This window comes from Candidatus Limnocylindrales bacterium (assembly GCA_035571835.1).
Lineage (GTDB): Bacteria > Desulfobacterota > Binatia > UBA1149 > CAITLU01 > DATNBU01.
In genome coordinates this window covers 112,548-128,040 of record DATNBU010000029.1, presented here as the reverse complement: position 1 = coordinate 128,040, position 15,493 = coordinate 112,548, and the positions used below count along the sequence as shown (strand labels likewise).

Sequence of the window (15,493 nt, the reverse complement as noted above, 5' to 3'; positions counted from 1 at the left end):
ATTCTCGCGAAGAAACGATGACACCGGCAACTAGTCTAGTAAGTACCGGCAATGCTACACAACAGTCGAACAGGAGGTGGGTCATGCGATTCAGGATGTGCTTTTTGTCATTGGTCTTGTCGCTCTCTGTTCCAATCGCGGTTCGGAGGCAGTGAGATCATGAGCATGAACGAACACGCGACACCGGCTTCGTCTGGCGATGACGCACCGAGATCAGCGGGACTGGATTTTGCGATGCGGATGGTACTGCTGAACGCCACAGTCGTGTGCGGACTGTGGTCAGTGATCTTTTTCGACATACCTGGGGCGGACCGGCTGGTCCCGGCGATGTTCCTCAGCCTGATTGTTCTGTGTCTGATTCAGTTCGCGGTGGGCGCATTCTCGCTGCCTCGTGCGTCGGGCATGGTGGCGATGCTGACGGCGCCCCTGTTTTTCGGCGCGGGAGTCATCCCCGGCCTGGCCTGGGGCCGACCGCTTCGAGTGCGCGGCCGCCAGCTTTTCCCTGAGCTTCGCAAAGGGAGTGATTGGACGCGCGGCGCACGGCCCGACGCATCCGGACTGGACCAAGCGACGCGAACGGCTCTCGAAGCGCTCTGGCTCCACGACGCGCAGAAAGAGCACGCGTCGGTTCCGGCATTCTCACGCATCTCGTGGATGCTCGCAGCAGTCGGCGCGCCGTCCGAGCTTATGGAGTGGGCTCATCGCGCCGCGCTACAAGAGATCGAGCACACGCGGCTCTGCTTCGCGCTGGCGGCCGGATACGGCGGACGGTCCCACAGCGTCGAGGCGATGCCGGACCTGCTTCTCGGCGGCCTCGATTCGAAGGCCGATCCGATCGTCACGCTCGCAAGCGAGAGTTTGACCGACGGCTGCCAGCTGGAGGATTTTAATGCGGATGTCGCCTGCGAGTGCTCGCTCGCTTGCGAGGAACCGATCACCGGTGCCGTGCTTGAGCAGATCGCGCGGGAGGAGCGTTCCCACGCCGATTTCTCGTGGGCACTGCTGGACTGGCTCCTCGAGCGCCATCCCGACAGGGTGCGGCCCGCGATCCAGAAGGCGCTGTGCGGGCTCGAAAGAATCGAGCGACCGACGACCGTAAACGGTGACAGCTTGCGGCTCGTAGCGAAGGCCGATGCGACGATGCTGCGCAAGCACGGCCGCCTTACGGATGAACGGGTAGGAGAGCTCTGGGGCATCCGCTTGGAACTGACCCGGCAGCGACTCTCGGAACTGCTTGACCGGCGGCTCGCCGCGTAGACGATCTCATCAGTCGCCTGCAGGACGGGGCAAATCACGGGCAAGTCACTCCGATCACTCCGGCTGCGCGAGTTGCGAAGCATCGCAAGTAGCTGATTAAACTGACGCGACCATCTCACGCCGGGATGGTGGAACTGGTAGACACTGGGGACTTAAAAGGCTGCGAAGTGATGGTGCTTTACGGCGATCTGCAATGGCAGCGTAGAGTTGCCGGTGTTCGCCGTCCACATCGTTGGACATCACCGGAATGCTTGGCACGAGAATGTGGGCAACATTGGGGCAGGCCGTTTAAGACGGGCATTGGTTGAAAGGAGTTCCACGTGTCTCCCAGGAATCGTCGACGTGGAAGGAAGATGCTCAAGCCGTTCGTCCCGCTGGCAGCTTTTGGCCTCAGCGCAAGCATGCTCGTGCACGTCCTGACGCTTCTTCGCCTGCCGTCCCCATTCGGCGAGATGACGGGGCTGCTCCACCTCGGGGCGATCGTGGTAGTGGTTCCGACGGTATTGATCGCTCAACCGCTGCTGTTCAATGCCAAGTCCTGGGTCGACGCGAGTTACATTTTCGAGATCCCCTTCAATCTACGGGGGCAACTTCTTCTCCGCGGTTGCCCGGCGTGGATGAGACGGACGACAACGTTTTTCGGGGCGTATGTGTTCATCTGTCTTGCCGTGCTATTGATCAGCACTCGGCCTGGCCACACTGCCACACCGGATACCGAGCTTCAGTGGTTCTCGGGCTGCTGGATGGCCGCTTATGCCTTTGCTCTTTCAGTACTGTGGTCCGCGATCAGAGTTGCCGGACGTGACGTGTTGCCACGATGTACGGCCGGGCATCTCGTATGGTCAACGTCTGTCAGGTATTGCCAGACTTGCCGCAGGCCTGTCGTCGACGGTCCAGTTTCGTCGGCTTCGGGGTATGCCGGACTCGCGCGATCAGCTGACTAGACGCGGCGCCCATCTCACGCCGGGATGGTGGAACTGGTAGACACTGGGGACTTAAAATCCCCTGACGGAAACGTCGTCCGGGTTCGAATCCCGGTCCCGGCATCTCTTTTATATGACCATGGAAAGCTTTCTTCAGCACCCGATAAAATTCCAACGACGAAGTGGCGCGCGAAAGTAGACGGAATGCCATGGCGCTTTCGAACGTTGGAGGATTGAAGGGCGCACGTGCGCCTCGAGAGAGAGTATGAAGAGCGTCATACAAGCGGTATTGGAACTGCAACCGGACTTCTTCTCGACGAATACAGACGGCATGCGACGTCGTGGAATTGCTATTCGAGGTGATGGGGCTCGCTGGCTTCGTGACAAAATTCCCATGCTTCTTCCGTTGATGCCGGAGAGCGCGCAGGATTTAGCGGCGGAAGGTCGAGACGGTACCGGACAAAAGGAATAAAGTTCCCTGGGTAAGGCTCTATTCAAAAGCTCACTCGCCTGACGCGCGAAGAGGCTGGTATCTCGTCTACCTTTTCTCAGAAAACGGATCGGCGGCGTATCTTTCCCTGAATCAAGGTACGACCACTTGGGACGGTGCTACCAGGAGAGGAACCTGCCGAAGTCGCCACCGCCGAGGAAGCTGTCGCAGACGCCGCAGGACATCCACGGCAAGCCGGCGAGAAAGCTGGCCCGATTGCGTGAGCCGGTGCGCGAACCGTCTCCGCTATTGGCGGCGATTTTTTTCCACTCGGCCGGACCTAACCATGTAGGTCCACGGCAACTCTCCGCAGGCGTTCATCAGCCGGATTGAGAACGAATTCCTCACTACCGGTGTGGAAGGCGATCAAGCAGTGCGAAAAGAAACATGCCAAGTCCGGCAACGGCACCGATGATCTGGAACACGTGCGATGCTGTGGCCAGGCGCTCGGGAACGAATACCTTGCATAGGTCTGCCCACAACGCTGCCACGTGACGAGGTAGCCTCATAACGTCCTCCATTCCGGCGCTCGCGGTAGTGACTCCGCGGGCCCCGAGCGATTGGGCGGCTTAAAAGGTTTGCCAGCTTAATCGGGAGGAGTTGTCCGACGCGCTCCCAAAGCTAAGAAAACGAGGCTTCCACTGCCCGTCGAGAAGCCTTAATGAAGAGGTACACTCCAATCGGCATTCGGTCAACGAAACGGCGGAGAAGAAACGCGGTAAGTAGTGCTATCCAGTAACTTTATACGGACTTACGGTACGCAAGTGCGTACCGTAATGCACGAAAAAATTTGACTGCCGGCGGCCTCGTCGATAGTGTCCCTGTACGACTTTAGAGATTTCGCGACGTTGTGCGCGCGATCCAGAAGTCATCCGTGTCCGACGCGCTCCCGGTGCGAAAGCACTTACGAAGCGAGTCAGAAAAGGGTGGGTCGGCAACGGCCCGCCCTTTTCTTTTCCCCGCAGATTCGTAGTCGATGTGAGTTGCGGCTGCCGGTCATCTTGACCGGATAGGCACTCAGGATGGTCTTCCATCCGCCAGCCACGTAGTCGAAAGAGTTGTGGGGACGGTATAACTCCTCTTGCTCGGATCGCGGGAACGGTTGTATCGAGGCGTAGAGTTCCCGTCGAGATTCTAGAGAGAGCGCGTGAATCGTGCCGCCCTAGGATCTGATGATCGGCGGGCTTTCGCCGGGTGCGAACGGGTGACGGTCTTGAGCGAGCCGTAGTTCGCGAGATAGGCGGTGATGCCGGTATCGCGAACGTCTAGCAGCCGATCGCAGGCCAGCGGTTACTCTGTCCTCGTCACTGCACGAATTCGCCCGCGCGCATCCGTTGTAGCCGTTCGAGTCGGTCCATCATCGGACAGAGCGAGCACGACAGTTCGCTCTAGGAATGAACGTGGCAAAGGTTACCGACGAATAGACCTTGAAGCCGCGTGGGCTGCCTACGTTCCGAGAGACGATGCAGATAGCCAAGGAACGCCCCTACACCGCGACCCCTCGGCCGTCGAACGTGACAGCGTGACAACGGCCAATAGTACGACGATTCCGAAGTTTCGTGAGCGTGACAGGATAAAACCAGTCGCTGAGCACTCGCGGTGAGGAAGAGACGGTCCTCGCGACTGCACCGAGCCGGATCCGGACAATGCGGGTTACACGCTTTGCGGCTTCGTCTTTACCGGCGCGTGCGCGGACTTCGAGCCTTCGGTTCCCGATCCGTACGCGTGCCAGTCGTTCTCCGATGGCGGCTTTTACGTGAAGTGCCACGTCCAGCCCGGTTCCGGCAAATGGCCGATGATCAAGAAATACAAAGAGGTCATCACGACGTTCGTACCGAGCTGATCGGAAGACCAGGGCACATCGAGCCCTTGCGTTAACCCCGCCACCGCTTCAGCTTACGCCGTCGGCGCCAGGGCCGGCCCGCGTCGGGGACGCGCGACCATCCGTTTTGTCACTGGGGGATCTCGATGAATTTTGTACCGAGCAGGACGGCTCGTCCGTCTTTGTCGTTCGTTCTGATGGCCTGCCTCGCGCTGCTCGCCGGCAGCGTCGTTCGCGCAAGCGCCGTCGATTGCGACGGGCAACCGGCCGGCTTCCCTTGCACGGACGACGGCATCGAGTGCACCCGGGACTTCTGCAACGGCGCCGGGATCTGCATTCATCCGAACGAGCCCAGCAACACACCGTGCAATGACGACGGCAACGAGTGCACGCACGACTTCTGCAATGGCGCGGGGGTGTGCACGCATCCCGAAATGCCGGGCCAGTCGGCCTGTTCCGACGACGGCAACGATTGCACGCGCGATTTCTGCGCGGCCGGAGCGGTCTGCAGCCATCCGAATGCGCCGAACTATTCCGAGTGCGCGGACGAGGGGAACGAGTGCACGCGCGACTTCTGCAACGGTTCGGGAACCTGTACGCATCCAGCGGCTCCGAACCTCGCCAGCTGCAACGACGACGGCAACGAGTGCACGCACGACTTCTGCAACGGCGCCGGCGTCTGCACGCATCCCGTCGCGCCCAACCAGTCGTTCTGCAGCGACGACGGCAACGCATGCACCCGTGATTTCTGCAACGGAAGTGGCACCTGCGCGCACATGGTGGTACCGGACCTCGCCATCTGCGAGAGCGACGGCAACGCGTGTACGAGCGACTTCTGCGTTGCCGGTGTATGCAAGCACTCCGGCGACCCGACCTGTACGAACAACTGCGCTGTCGACGAGGACACCACCGCGTGCCCCGACGACGGCAACCCCTGTACGGCCGACCTTTGCGCCGTCGGCGTCTGCTCTCATCCGAACCGGGGCGCGGGCGGGGAGTGCACGGACGACGGCAACCTCTGCACTTTCGACAACTGCGACGGTTTCGGTGCATGCCAGCACGCTGCAGTTGCCGCCGGCGCTCGGGGCGACGACGACGAAAACGATTGTACTTTCGACCAGTGCAGCGGCGCCGGCTCGACGAGCCATTTGAACGTGGGGGCCGGTGCGCAGTGCACTGACGATTCGAATCTCTGCACCTTCGACAACTGCAACGGCTTCGGCACCTGCGCGCACCAGAGTGTCGGCGCGGGCGGTGTCTGCGAGGATGATGCAAACGATTGCACTTTCGACAACTGCAACGGTTTCGGCACCTGCGCGCACATGAACATCGCGGGCGGCGCACCGTGCTATGACGATGGTCTCGACTGCACGATCGAGTACTGCGACGGAACGGGTACCTGCCTGCATAACTCCATCCCGGGGGGCGCCTCGTGCAACGACGATAGTGACGACTGCACAGTCGACGCCTGCAACGGAATCCTCACGTGCCAGCACAGCGCTGTTCCCGGATGCACGACGCCTCCCCAGACGTCGAACCAGGCCAAATGCCTGACCGGCCTCAACGGTGCGGGGGTCAAACTGTCGGCCGCGCAGGGCAAGGCGAACGCGGCCTGTGTGAAGAACGCTGCCAAGGGAACCGAGCCCGCGCCGCAGTCGTGCCTCACGCTCGACGCCGGCGGGAAAGTCGGCGCGGCGGCAACCAAGGTCACGGACATTTACACGAAGAGCTGCGGGACTCTGCCGGACTTCGGCGCGCAGGCGACCGCACCGATCCTCGCGCATGCCGACAACGAGAGAGTGGACCTCGTTGCCGATCTTTTCGGCGCGAGCCTCGACGATGTCGTCACCGGCAGCGATCCAAATGTCGCCAAGTGCCAGACGGCCGTGCACGGCGCGCTCGAGAAGCTGGTCAACGCCGAGCTCAAGAGTTTCGTCAAGTGCAAGAAGGCGGGGATCAAGGAATCCATTGTCTCCCGCCTCGGACTCGATGCGTGCCTGCTCACCGTCGGCACGGCGGCTGCGGATCCGGAATCGTCGCTCGGCAAGAGCGTGGCCAAACTCGGTGCCTCGCGCGGCAAGTCCTGCCCCTCTCTGTCCATGGCCACGACGTTCCCGGGCGACTGCGCCGCGCTCGCGAACGACTCGACGTTCGACAGCTGCGCAGCGAGGCTGGCGAAATGCCGCGTCTGTCGTATCGTCGTCGCTACGGACGCGCCGTTCGTCGACTGCGATACATTCGACGACGGCGCAGCCAACCGGACGTGTCCCCGCGACTAGAACTCAGTCGTCGAGCGATGGTAACACTGCTGGCGATTGTCGTCGTCCTGCGGCGGGTGCGAGAAAAGAGCTCTCAGGACGCGGAGCGGACCGCGCGCGCGTAGTAGGGCGTCGACTTGAAATAGTAGCCCTGAAGCCCGTCAGTCGTCGTCAGATAGAACGCGATTCCGGCGTCGTTCGCGTACGTCGTCGCCGACCAGTAGTTCGCGGCTGCGTCGGGTTCGAACTCGGGGATGCCCGGCCACGGAACCGATTTCAGCTCCTCGATGGTCGGCAGTCGCCAGTCGCAATGCCCCGCATAGCAGGCCGTCGTCGCCTCGCCGTCGAGCGAAGAGCCGGCGTTGAGCCTCGCGAGAAAATCCGTGAACGCTCCGCCGTCGGCAACCGTTCCGCTACTGCTGAGCTTGTAGATGTTGTCCACGTCGTGCGGATTCTGACAGGTCGGTCCGCCGGGACAGCTCGAAGAACCGCCGCCGGCAGCGTCCTTCTTTTCCCATTCCAGACCGGTCTGGCGATCGATGATCGTGGCGCCGGAGGCATCGAAACGGGTGGCGTAGCACTCGCTCGTATCGAAGACGCATCCAGCCGCGCAGCGCAGCGTGCCGCCGAGAAAAGCCTCGGTCGTACAGTCCTTTCCATCGAGATTGCCGCTTTCGCAGTCTTCACCAACCTCGAGGGAACCGTTGCCGCACTCCGGCGCGTTCTGGCAATTGGTCAGGTCGGCGTTGGTCGCCGACAGATCCGCGTGACAGCTCGAGAGGTCGCTGTTGGTCGCGGACAGATCGCCGCTGCACGTCGTGAGGTTCGAATTGCACGTCGAGAGATCGGAGTTGGTCGCGGACAGGTCGGCGCTGCATGCTGCGAGATCGGCCGTAACGTCGGACAGCTCCGTATTGCACTCGGTGAAACGGTTCTCGTATGCCGTACATTGTAGTGCGATCGGCTGCTGGACGCTCTTTTTGAGAACAAACAGGGCATCCGACGCGGTGATGGAGCTGCTGTCGTTGACGTCGCCGCAGACCGGATCGGCGGCCAGCGCTGTGCTTGCGTTCAGTACGAATATCGCCAGTACCGCCGTCGCGATCGTTTGCGTCATCAGTATGTCCTCGCGGAAATTTGCAGCACAGTGCACGACGTCGGCCGTCCAGACAAGAGATGCCGACAAAGCTTGTCCCGGCGCCGCCAGTGCCGCATCGCGCGGAATTTACTGCAGCATGTAGCGCAGCTTCGCATCGTCGGACGACGCTGCCGCGCGCGGCTCGGAGTCGACGGCTTCGCGGATGAACCGGGCGCCTTCCCAGGGCCCGTAGGTCTGCGCGGTATCGTCGGGAGTCGTCGACGCACGTCGCAGCAGCTCGGTGATCCAGTCGAGCGGTGGGCGGTGGATCTCGAACAGTCGCGTAGGCTGGTCCGGGATGGAGATGGCGACGAGCGAATGCACGTCGCCGGCCATCTGCACCGTTCCCTCGAGTATCACTCGGTCATTCCCGCGTTTGATCGACCCGGCGCTGATTGCGCCGTCAATGTCGTTCTGTCCTTCGAGCGCCTTGACCGAGATGGCCTCGACATCCTCGGGCACGTGCGACGCCGGCGGCAGGCTCAGCTCGAAGGCGACGATCGGTCGCATGTACTCGACTTCGGGATCGCGCACGCGGTAGCGGATTTCATACTGGTCGGCCGCCGTAGCAGGGCGCGGCCGCTCTGCGCCCGGATCGGCGACCCCGTCGACCGGCCGCCACTCTCCGTAATCGTCGGAGTGTCGCGGACGAGCGGCGAGGGTCAGTTTGAACAGCCGGTCGGGTTCGTCCTTGCGCTTGAGCACGAGGATCCGGTTCGCGGTGCGGAATGCCAGCTCGACGCCGCCCGAGACAACCGGACGATCGCCGTCATTGTGTTGCGCCTGGCGCAGAAACGCCGACGCGGAATTCGCATCGGTGTTAAGCTCGATGTCGACGTCGTGCCGGTCGCCTGCGACTTTGCTGCCCGGCGGCATGCGGATCTCGAACAGCAGCTGCGGCTCGGATCCGCCGCGATTGAGATTCGAGTCGAAATGCAGGACCAGAAAGATGGCAACTGCCGAAGCTCCCGCAATCGTGCCGACGCTCGACAGGCTGTATTTCGCTATGGCGCCGCCGCCGCGTTGTTCGCCACGTAAGAGCAGGGCGAGCCACACGCCGAGGACGAGCCCGAGCAGCGCACCGACCGGCCCGCACAGAAACACCGCGAAGTATCCTGCGGCTCCCTCGAACGTCGACATGTGAGTGGCGGCCGCGATGAGCGCGCCGACCAGCGCGCCGGCGAAGAATCCGCCGGCGAGTCCGATGGCAGCACCGAGCAATGCAATGAAAAACGTCGCCATCGATTTCCGGGCGCGCGGCCGCCTGGACAGCCGCTTGCTTCACGTCGCCGCCCGACCCGGCGGCAGACCATCGGTGTCCGCAGCGGAACGCAAGCTTGCAGTCGACCGCATCGTCCCGGGGCAAGGCGCGCTGTGCTTCCGACGGACGGAGTGGCTTACGTCGTGCGACGAGTCGAGATCATCCATGGCAGAATGACGGAAGGCCCGGTGCATGGTGTAGACTCCGCGCCGGGCTGCAATGAGGGGAATATGAGACTAGTCGTTTTGGGACTCGTGCTGGTCGCCGGTGCGTACTTTCTTCTGCAGACACCGCAAGGTCGCGCCATGGTGCTTCAGGCGTCAGCCGCCGGACGAACGCTCAGCGATCACATCGTAGGCAATCTTACGCATTAGTTGCGAAGCGTTCGGAACGTTGTCGAGCGTTACCCACCGCACGCAAGGTCCGAGCGTATGTCGTAATTCCGCATGACCACGCGCGCGCCGGCGGTATCGGAAATCACCGCCGGCGTGACGCGCTTTCCTGAACAGGTCGGCCTAGCGAACCGGAGAGATGCTCCAGCCCTGGCTGCTCGGGGACTCCGTCTTCAGGACGTCGACGTTCGTGCTCAACGGGTACGCCTTCGCGGACGCACCGCCCGCAGTCTGGAATCCGATTGTAGCCGAATTGCCCATCGAGCCTACCTCGACCACGCCGTACGTTACGTCGATGATGTTCGACGTCTCGTGAAGTTTGACCGCGAAAGAGATGTGACTGTTGGGCACGGCAACGCCGGGGGATTGAAATCGTTGCGCAAACCATTCGATGGAATACACGCGGTTCGGCGCCTCCCCGCGAACGCCGGCGTACAGGTTCACGAAGAGGAGATCGTCCCAGTACGCAGCGACGAACGGTCCGGGGAAGAATACGCTCGGCAGTGTGCCGTTGTTTTGAATCGAGCTCGTCGCGGCGCCGCCGAAGTTGAGCCACCCGTTACTTGACGCGTCGATGATCGTGTACGGCACTCCGTCGATCACGAAATCGAACGGAAGCGAGATCTCATTCAACTGATCGTCGACGTTGCTCTGAACGTTGAAGGGTGCGGGCGTGCCTGCGAAGTTCGCACTGATCGTCCGCAGATGTTGCGACGAAGCGTCTGCACCCGTTGGTCCGGTTGCACCCGTCGGTCCGGTAGTTCCTGTCGGTCCGGTCGCGCCGGTCGGTCCGGTGGCGCCTGTGGGACCCGTGGCTCCCGTTGGACCGGTGGCTCCCGTTGGACCAGTCGCACCCGTCGGTCCGGTCGTTCCTGTCGGGCCGGTGGTGCCGTTCGGTCCGGTCGGTCCCGTCGGGCCCGTGTGTCCGGTCGGTCCCGTCGCGCCCACGGCGCCTGTCGGGCCGGTGGGTCCGGCAACGCCCGCGGGTCCCGTCGGTCCTGTAGGCCCGGCAGGTCCTGGCAAGCCCTGACAATCTTCGACGTCACAGAAGTCGTCGTTGTTGACGTCTTCGATCGGATCACAGACCGAGTCGGCGTCGAGATCCCAGCACGCACCGCCTGCAGCATCACACTGAATGTCGATCTGCTGTCCTACTGCGACCTTGAGCAGGAGCAGCGCATCACCGACCAGGATCTTGCCGTCGGCATTGAGATCACCGCACGCAGCATGCGATGGCCCGGCGGCCAATCCTGAGAGCAATGCAAAAACACACGCACCGACGCGAAGCGGTAGAGATCTCACGGGGTTCCTCCTGATCGGGGCCTTGAGCAGAGTATGAATTCGGTCAATTTAGTCGAAGGTACACGGTCTCACAACGCAGCCTGTAACGCTTCCGTGCATATCCTTCGCTCGTACGAAGCCCAGCAACGTTGCGAGCTGCAAGCGGAGAACAGCGAAGCAGGTCCTACAAGGCCTCCGCTGCAGACCGCACGGCGCGAACGTGACTGTTTCCCGTCTTGCCGTTGGTCAGAACGGAGCCGTTTGTGAAGTCCACGACGTATGCGTATCCCTCGAAGTAAGAGTTGGTCGTGGCCGTCCAGTATCCGAGGCCGCCGAAGCTCGTAGACCCGAACAACTCGTCAATGCATGGAGCAGTGCCGTTGCTGCATCCGGGCCTCGTCAGGTCGATGATTCCGTGCAGTTCCGGAGCGGTCGGCAGACGCCAGTCGCAGAGGCCGGCAAAACACCCGGCGATGGCAATCCCGTCGCTGGAGGTCGCGTTGTTGAGCGATGGAAGAAAATTCGTAAACAGCGATCCGTTCGCAGTCGGCGTCGAGATCGACCACGTGTAGAGATTGTCGACGTCGTGAGGGTCCGCGAGGTTCGCCGCGCCGTCCGCACCGGTTTTCTTCTCCCACTCGAGGCCGGTCTGGTGGTCGACGATGGTATCGTCGGTAGCCTCGAAGCGCGCCGCGTAGCAACCACTCGCGTCGACCGTGCATCCGGCAGCGCAGAGCAGCGTTCCTCCACCGGCGAAGCCTTCGCTCGCACATGTCCTGCCATCAAAATCTCCGGCCTCACACTCCTCGCCGGGGTCGACGTTGCCATTTCCGCAACCTGGAGCGTTTCGGCACGACGTCAGGTCCGCGTCGCAGGTCGAGAGCGATGTCTCGCACGCAGAGAACTGATCGGCGTAGGCCGAGCAGTCGAGCGTGACGGGTTGCTCGACGCTCCTCTTGAGCACCAGCAATGCGTCGGTGGACGTGACCGAGCTGCTGTCGTTGACGTCCCCGCAGACCGGAGCGGCCAGCGCCGCAGTTGCACTGAGGATGATTGCGGCGAGAGTCGCCGTCGTGATGGTCTTTCGCATCGGAGCCTCGTTGCATGGAGATCGGCAGTTGGAGAACCCAATGCACCCGGCGCACCCCATGCAATTCAGGCAGCCGACAGACAGGTCGGAAAGGGCGTGAGTATCCGTCAGGCTGCGCGAACGCGAGCCGACTTTGCTGCAATCCGGCTGCCTTGTACGGTCAACGGGGCCGCGGTATCCCGCTTGCGTGTTGTCAGGCCCCGTCGCCGGGGTGGCGCGTCGGCGCTGGCGGGCTCGGGTCTTGACCACTCAAATCGGACCGAAGCTGGAAGACGGAACATGAAGACCAACGATCGCAAAGGAGACCTGACGTGAGCATCCCGCTGCGAATTGTCGTCGCCGACGACAATGTCGATACTGCTCACAGCCTGTCGCTGCTGCTCGAAGCGCTCGGTCACGAGGCCAGGATCGCACACAACGGCATTCAGGCGCTCGGCATCGCGCACGAGTTCCAGCCCGACGCGATGATCATTGACATTGGAATGCCCGGACTCGACGGTCACGATCTCGCGCGGCGCGTTCGCGCCGAGGAATGGGGAAAGAACCTCCTGCTGATCGCTGCGAGCGGATGGGGACAGGACGAGGACAAACAGGCGTCGCTCGAAGCCGGATTCAACATGCATCTGGTCAAACCGGTCGAGCTCAAGACTCTCGAGGGGCTGCTGGCGACGATCAAGTGAACCGGCGCACGCACGGCCGGGCGAACGGTGCGAATTTTTGCCGCCTCGCCTAGACTCCGGCGATGCGAACCCCACTGCTTCTTCTCGTCGCGCTGCTGGCGATCAGCGCGTGCTCGGCCCACAGGACGGCAGGCCCCGCCGCCGCGCCGTCCGAGTACAAAGGCTTCCACCGTATCGAAGTGCTGGAACCTGTCGCCGGCCTTTCGATCTACCACTACCGCAACGACGCCTCCGGCCTCGAGCTGCTCGTCTCGCCAAAGCCGGGCACGGGCACAGTTGCGATCGTGACCGCCTACGAAGTCGGCGCACGCTTCGAGCTCAACGGCCGGACCGGGCTCGCCCATCTTTTCGAGCACATGATGTTCCGCGGGACCGAGCACTTCCCGAAGCCGTTCGAGACGCTTTCGGACTGGGGCGGCCGCTTCAATGCGTACACGACGCCGGACCTGACGGTCTACCACGAGCTGGTACCGAAAGAGCGCTTCAACGACGCGCTCGACTTCGAATCCGAGCGCATGCGCAAGCTGCGGCTCACGCCGGAAGTCTTCGACACGGAGCGCGGCGCGGTCGTCTCCGAGCGCAAGATGCGCACCGAGGACAGTCCGAGCGGACGACTGTTCTGGGAGCTTTACCAGTTCGCGTACGACCGCCATCCGTACAAGACCGCGCCCATCGGCTGGCAGAAGGATCTCGACGCAACGAAGTTTCAGGACGCGCTCGACTTCTACAACCGTTTCTATGCGCCCAATCGCGCGGTGGTTTCGCTGGTCGGGGATCTCACGGTCAGCGAGGCCCTCGAGCAGATGGATCGCTACTACGGGAGCATGACCAGAAGCAGCTTCGAGGAACCGGCGATCGCCGTCGAACCGGCGCGCCAGGGCATCCGGCGCAAAGTCGTTCCGATGAAGACCGAAAGCGTGATTCTCGCCGATGCAATATTCGGTGCCACGTACAACGATCCGAATGCGGCGACCGACAGCCTGATTGCAAGCCTGCTGGCCGACGACAAGCTGGGCTATCTCTCCGACCAGCTCGTCGAGAGAGGGCTCGCACGCGGCGTCGGCAGTGATGCAGGTGCCAACATCGATCCCGGGCTTTCGATCGTGCTCGTGACGGGAAATCCCGGAGTTCCCGTCGCCCGTCTCGAGCAGGCGTACGACTCCGCACGAAAGAAGTTTCCGTCGTGGCTCACGGCCGAACGGCTCGACAACTTCAAGCTCTACTATCTGGCCGAGCAGTGGGAATCGATGCGCGATCCCATGCATCTCGCCGAAGGCATGGCGGCCGCGCACGCGGCAACCGGCAACGCGGCGTGGGATTTTCAGTTCCTCGCGCGGGTGCAGAAAGTGACGCTGGAAGAGATCCGCGAGCGCCTGAAATACTGGGACACGTCGGCGCGTACGCGGGTCATTCTGACGCCGGCAGCCCGCAACGCACCCTTGGAGCGAAGCAAGTGAGAGCAGTCATCGCAGCGGCGTTCGTCTTCCTGGTTGCAGCATCGACGGCCGATGCGGGAATCCAGCTCAGCCTCGAGTCGGATCCGCTTCCGCTCGTCGAGATCACGGTGGTCATTCCGGCCGGCTTCGAGTCCGCGCGCCCCGAGGAAGCAGGGGCCGCGTCGGTGATGAGTGACATCCTCGACGGCGGAACGGCTACGCTCAACCGCGAGACGTACCAGGACCGGCTGGCATCGTTCGGCGCGTCCAATGATTTCACGCTGTCGAATCTCTATTCGGTCTGGACGCTCCAGTTTCCGATCGTGGAAGGGAAGGACTACGGCGCACTGGCCGACCACCTCGCCGAGAACTGGAAATCGCCGCGGCTGACGGACGAAACATTCGGGATCGCCGTGCGCAAGCTCGCAGCCACGCTCACGGCAAGTCTCGATTCGGACATGAGCCTCGGCGTGTCGACGTCGCGGCGATGGGCCGACCGGAAATTTTTCGGTGGCGTGCCGATCACCCTCGATCGCGTCGCCGCGCTGCACAAGGAGACGACCGCAGCGGTGTGGAACCGAGATTTCGTCGGGGCCACGGATATCTGGGCCGGCGTGGTGGCGCCTCCGGAAAGTCTTCCGCTTATCCGCACGGTGCTCTCCAGGGTGTTTGCGGCTCAGGGCGAGATCAGCGAGCGAAGCAAACCGGCTCCGCTCGCGCTGCGTGAAGTGCCTGCCCGCGTCAGCGGCGCGGATCAGATTTTCCTGATCCTCGACAAACCCGATCGCACGCAGACGATGACGTCGATCATCTCGGTCGCGCGCGATCGCTACGGCTCTTCCGACGAGCTCGCGGCCGAATTCGGCACGTATGTCCTGGTGGGCGGCGGACTCGGTTCGATCTTCGGCGAAGAGATCCGCACCAAGCGCGGCCTGGCGTACGCCGTTTCGCCGGTGCAGCCGTTCTTTCTCGGCCACCCTTCGCTCGGACTGGCGACCAACCCCGTCCGGCCAAAATCCGACGAGGCTCTCGAGGTGATCGCGAAGCTGGTGGAGACCGGTTACGACAAGCCGTCGCTCATTCACGACCTTCCCGCCGAGACGTGGGACCGGCAGTGGAAAAGCTACATCTACGGAAAGCTGCTCGACCGCAGCACGCCCGAGGGCCGCATCGAGGAGCGCATGGAGGTGGCGGTCGGCGAGCTGAGCCCCGAGCTCTACCAGCGCAAGATCACCGACTGGAAGACCGACCGCGACCAGGTGAAGAGCACGCTCGAGAAGACGTGGGCGCAAAGCGCAGTGGTCGGGGCCGTCGTCGGCGATGCCAAAGAGCTCGAGCCGCTCGTCGCGAAGCATTTCCCGCGTTACCGGGTCGTCGTGATTCCGTATCGCGACTCGATTCTCTCGAAGACGTACCAATAGCTCGCAAGCAGCGACCGGACCCATCGACGGAAGAATTCTACGAT

The 15,493-nt window shown here is 62.6% G+C and carries 10 protein-coding genes and 1 tRNA gene; 7 read left to right on the top strand and 4 right to left on the bottom strand.

The window, feature by feature from the left end; translation table 11 throughout:
• Nucleotides 1-159 precede the first annotated feature (159 nt).
• From VN634_12980 to VN634_12970, 3 genes are all read left to right on the top strand, one after another.
• Nucleotides 160-1,257 carry a hypothetical protein gene (locus VN634_12980; protein ID HXC51796.1) on the top strand — a complete coding sequence of 366 codons (1,098 nt, stop codon included), beginning with the start codon at nt 160-162 and terminating at the stop codon, nt 1,255-1,257.
• Nucleotides 1,258-2,219: 962 nt separating this feature from the next.
• Nucleotides 2,220-2,303: transfer RNA gene (locus tag VN634_12975), tRNA-Leu, on the top strand.
• Between the two features lie 2,335 nt (nt 2,304-4,638).
• A complete protein-coding gene (locus VN634_12970) occupies nt 4,639-6,771 on the top strand; it encodes a hypothetical protein (protein HXC51795.1) in 2,133 nt (710 codons plus the stop codon).
• Between the two features lie 73 nt (nt 6,772-6,844).
• Here VN634_12970 and VN634_12965 read toward each other — a convergent pair whose 3' ends face one another.
• Together VN634_12965 and VN634_12960 are read right to left on the bottom strand one after the other, a co-directional pair.
• Entirely contained in the window at nt 6,845-7,867 is a 1,023-nt protein-coding gene (locus tag VN634_12965; protein HXC51794.1) for a DUF1566 domain-containing protein, read from the bottom strand.
• 108 nt (nt 7,868-7,975) lie between these two features.
• On the bottom strand, nt 7,976-9,130 hold the full coding sequence (locus VN634_12960; GenBank protein HXC51793.1) for a hypothetical protein: 1,155 nt from the start codon (nt 9,128-9,130) through the stop codon (nt 7,976-7,978).
• 249 nt (nt 9,131-9,379) lie between these two features.
• On the opposite strand from VN634_12960, the gene VN634_12955 reads away from it, so the two are divergent.
• Complete coding sequence (locus tag VN634_12955; protein ID HXC51792.1) at nt 9,380-9,523, top strand: hypothetical protein; 144 nt, start codon at nt 9,380-9,382, stop codon at nt 9,521-9,523.
• Between the two features lie 141 nt (nt 9,524-9,664).
• Here the strand turns inward: VN634_12955 and VN634_12950 are convergent, their stop codons facing one another.
• The gene (locus VN634_12950) at nt 9,665-10,843 is read right to left on the bottom strand and encodes a hypothetical protein (GenBank protein HXC51791.1); all 1,179 of its coding nucleotides are present in this window, start codon (nt 10,841-10,843) and stop codon (nt 9,665-9,667) included.
• Nucleotides 10,844-11,006: 163 nt separating this feature from the next.
• Nucleotides 11,007-11,912 (bottom strand): DUF1566 domain-containing protein, encoded by a 906-nt coding sequence (locus VN634_12945; protein HXC51790.1) that lies wholly within the window; start codon nt 11,910-11,912, stop codon nt 11,007-11,009.
• A gap of 311 nt (nt 11,913-12,223) precedes the next feature.
• Here VN634_12945 and VN634_12940 point away from each other — a divergent pair, with 311 nt between their 5' ends.
• The 3 genes from VN634_12940 to VN634_12930 all read left to right on the top strand — a co-directional run bounded on the left by VN634_12940 (nt 12,224) and on the right by VN634_12930 (nt 15,449).
• On the top strand, nt 12,224-12,592 hold the full coding sequence (locus VN634_12940; GenBank protein HXC51789.1) for a response regulator: 369 nt from the start codon (nt 12,224-12,226) through the stop codon (nt 12,590-12,592).
• A 62-nt stretch (nt 12,593-12,654) separates the two neighbouring features.
• On the top strand, nt 12,655-14,049 hold the full coding sequence (locus VN634_12935) for a pitrilysin family protein (GenBank protein ID HXC51788.1): 1,395 nt from the start codon (nt 12,655-12,657) through the stop codon (nt 14,047-14,049).
• Complete coding sequence (locus VN634_12930) at nt 14,046-15,449, top strand: hypothetical protein (GenBank protein HXC51787.1); 1,404 nt, start codon at nt 14,046-14,048, stop codon at nt 15,447-15,449. The genes VN634_12935 and VN634_12930 overlap by 4 nt, the downstream gene beginning before the upstream one ends.
• Nucleotides 15,450-15,493 lie beyond the last annotated feature (44 nt).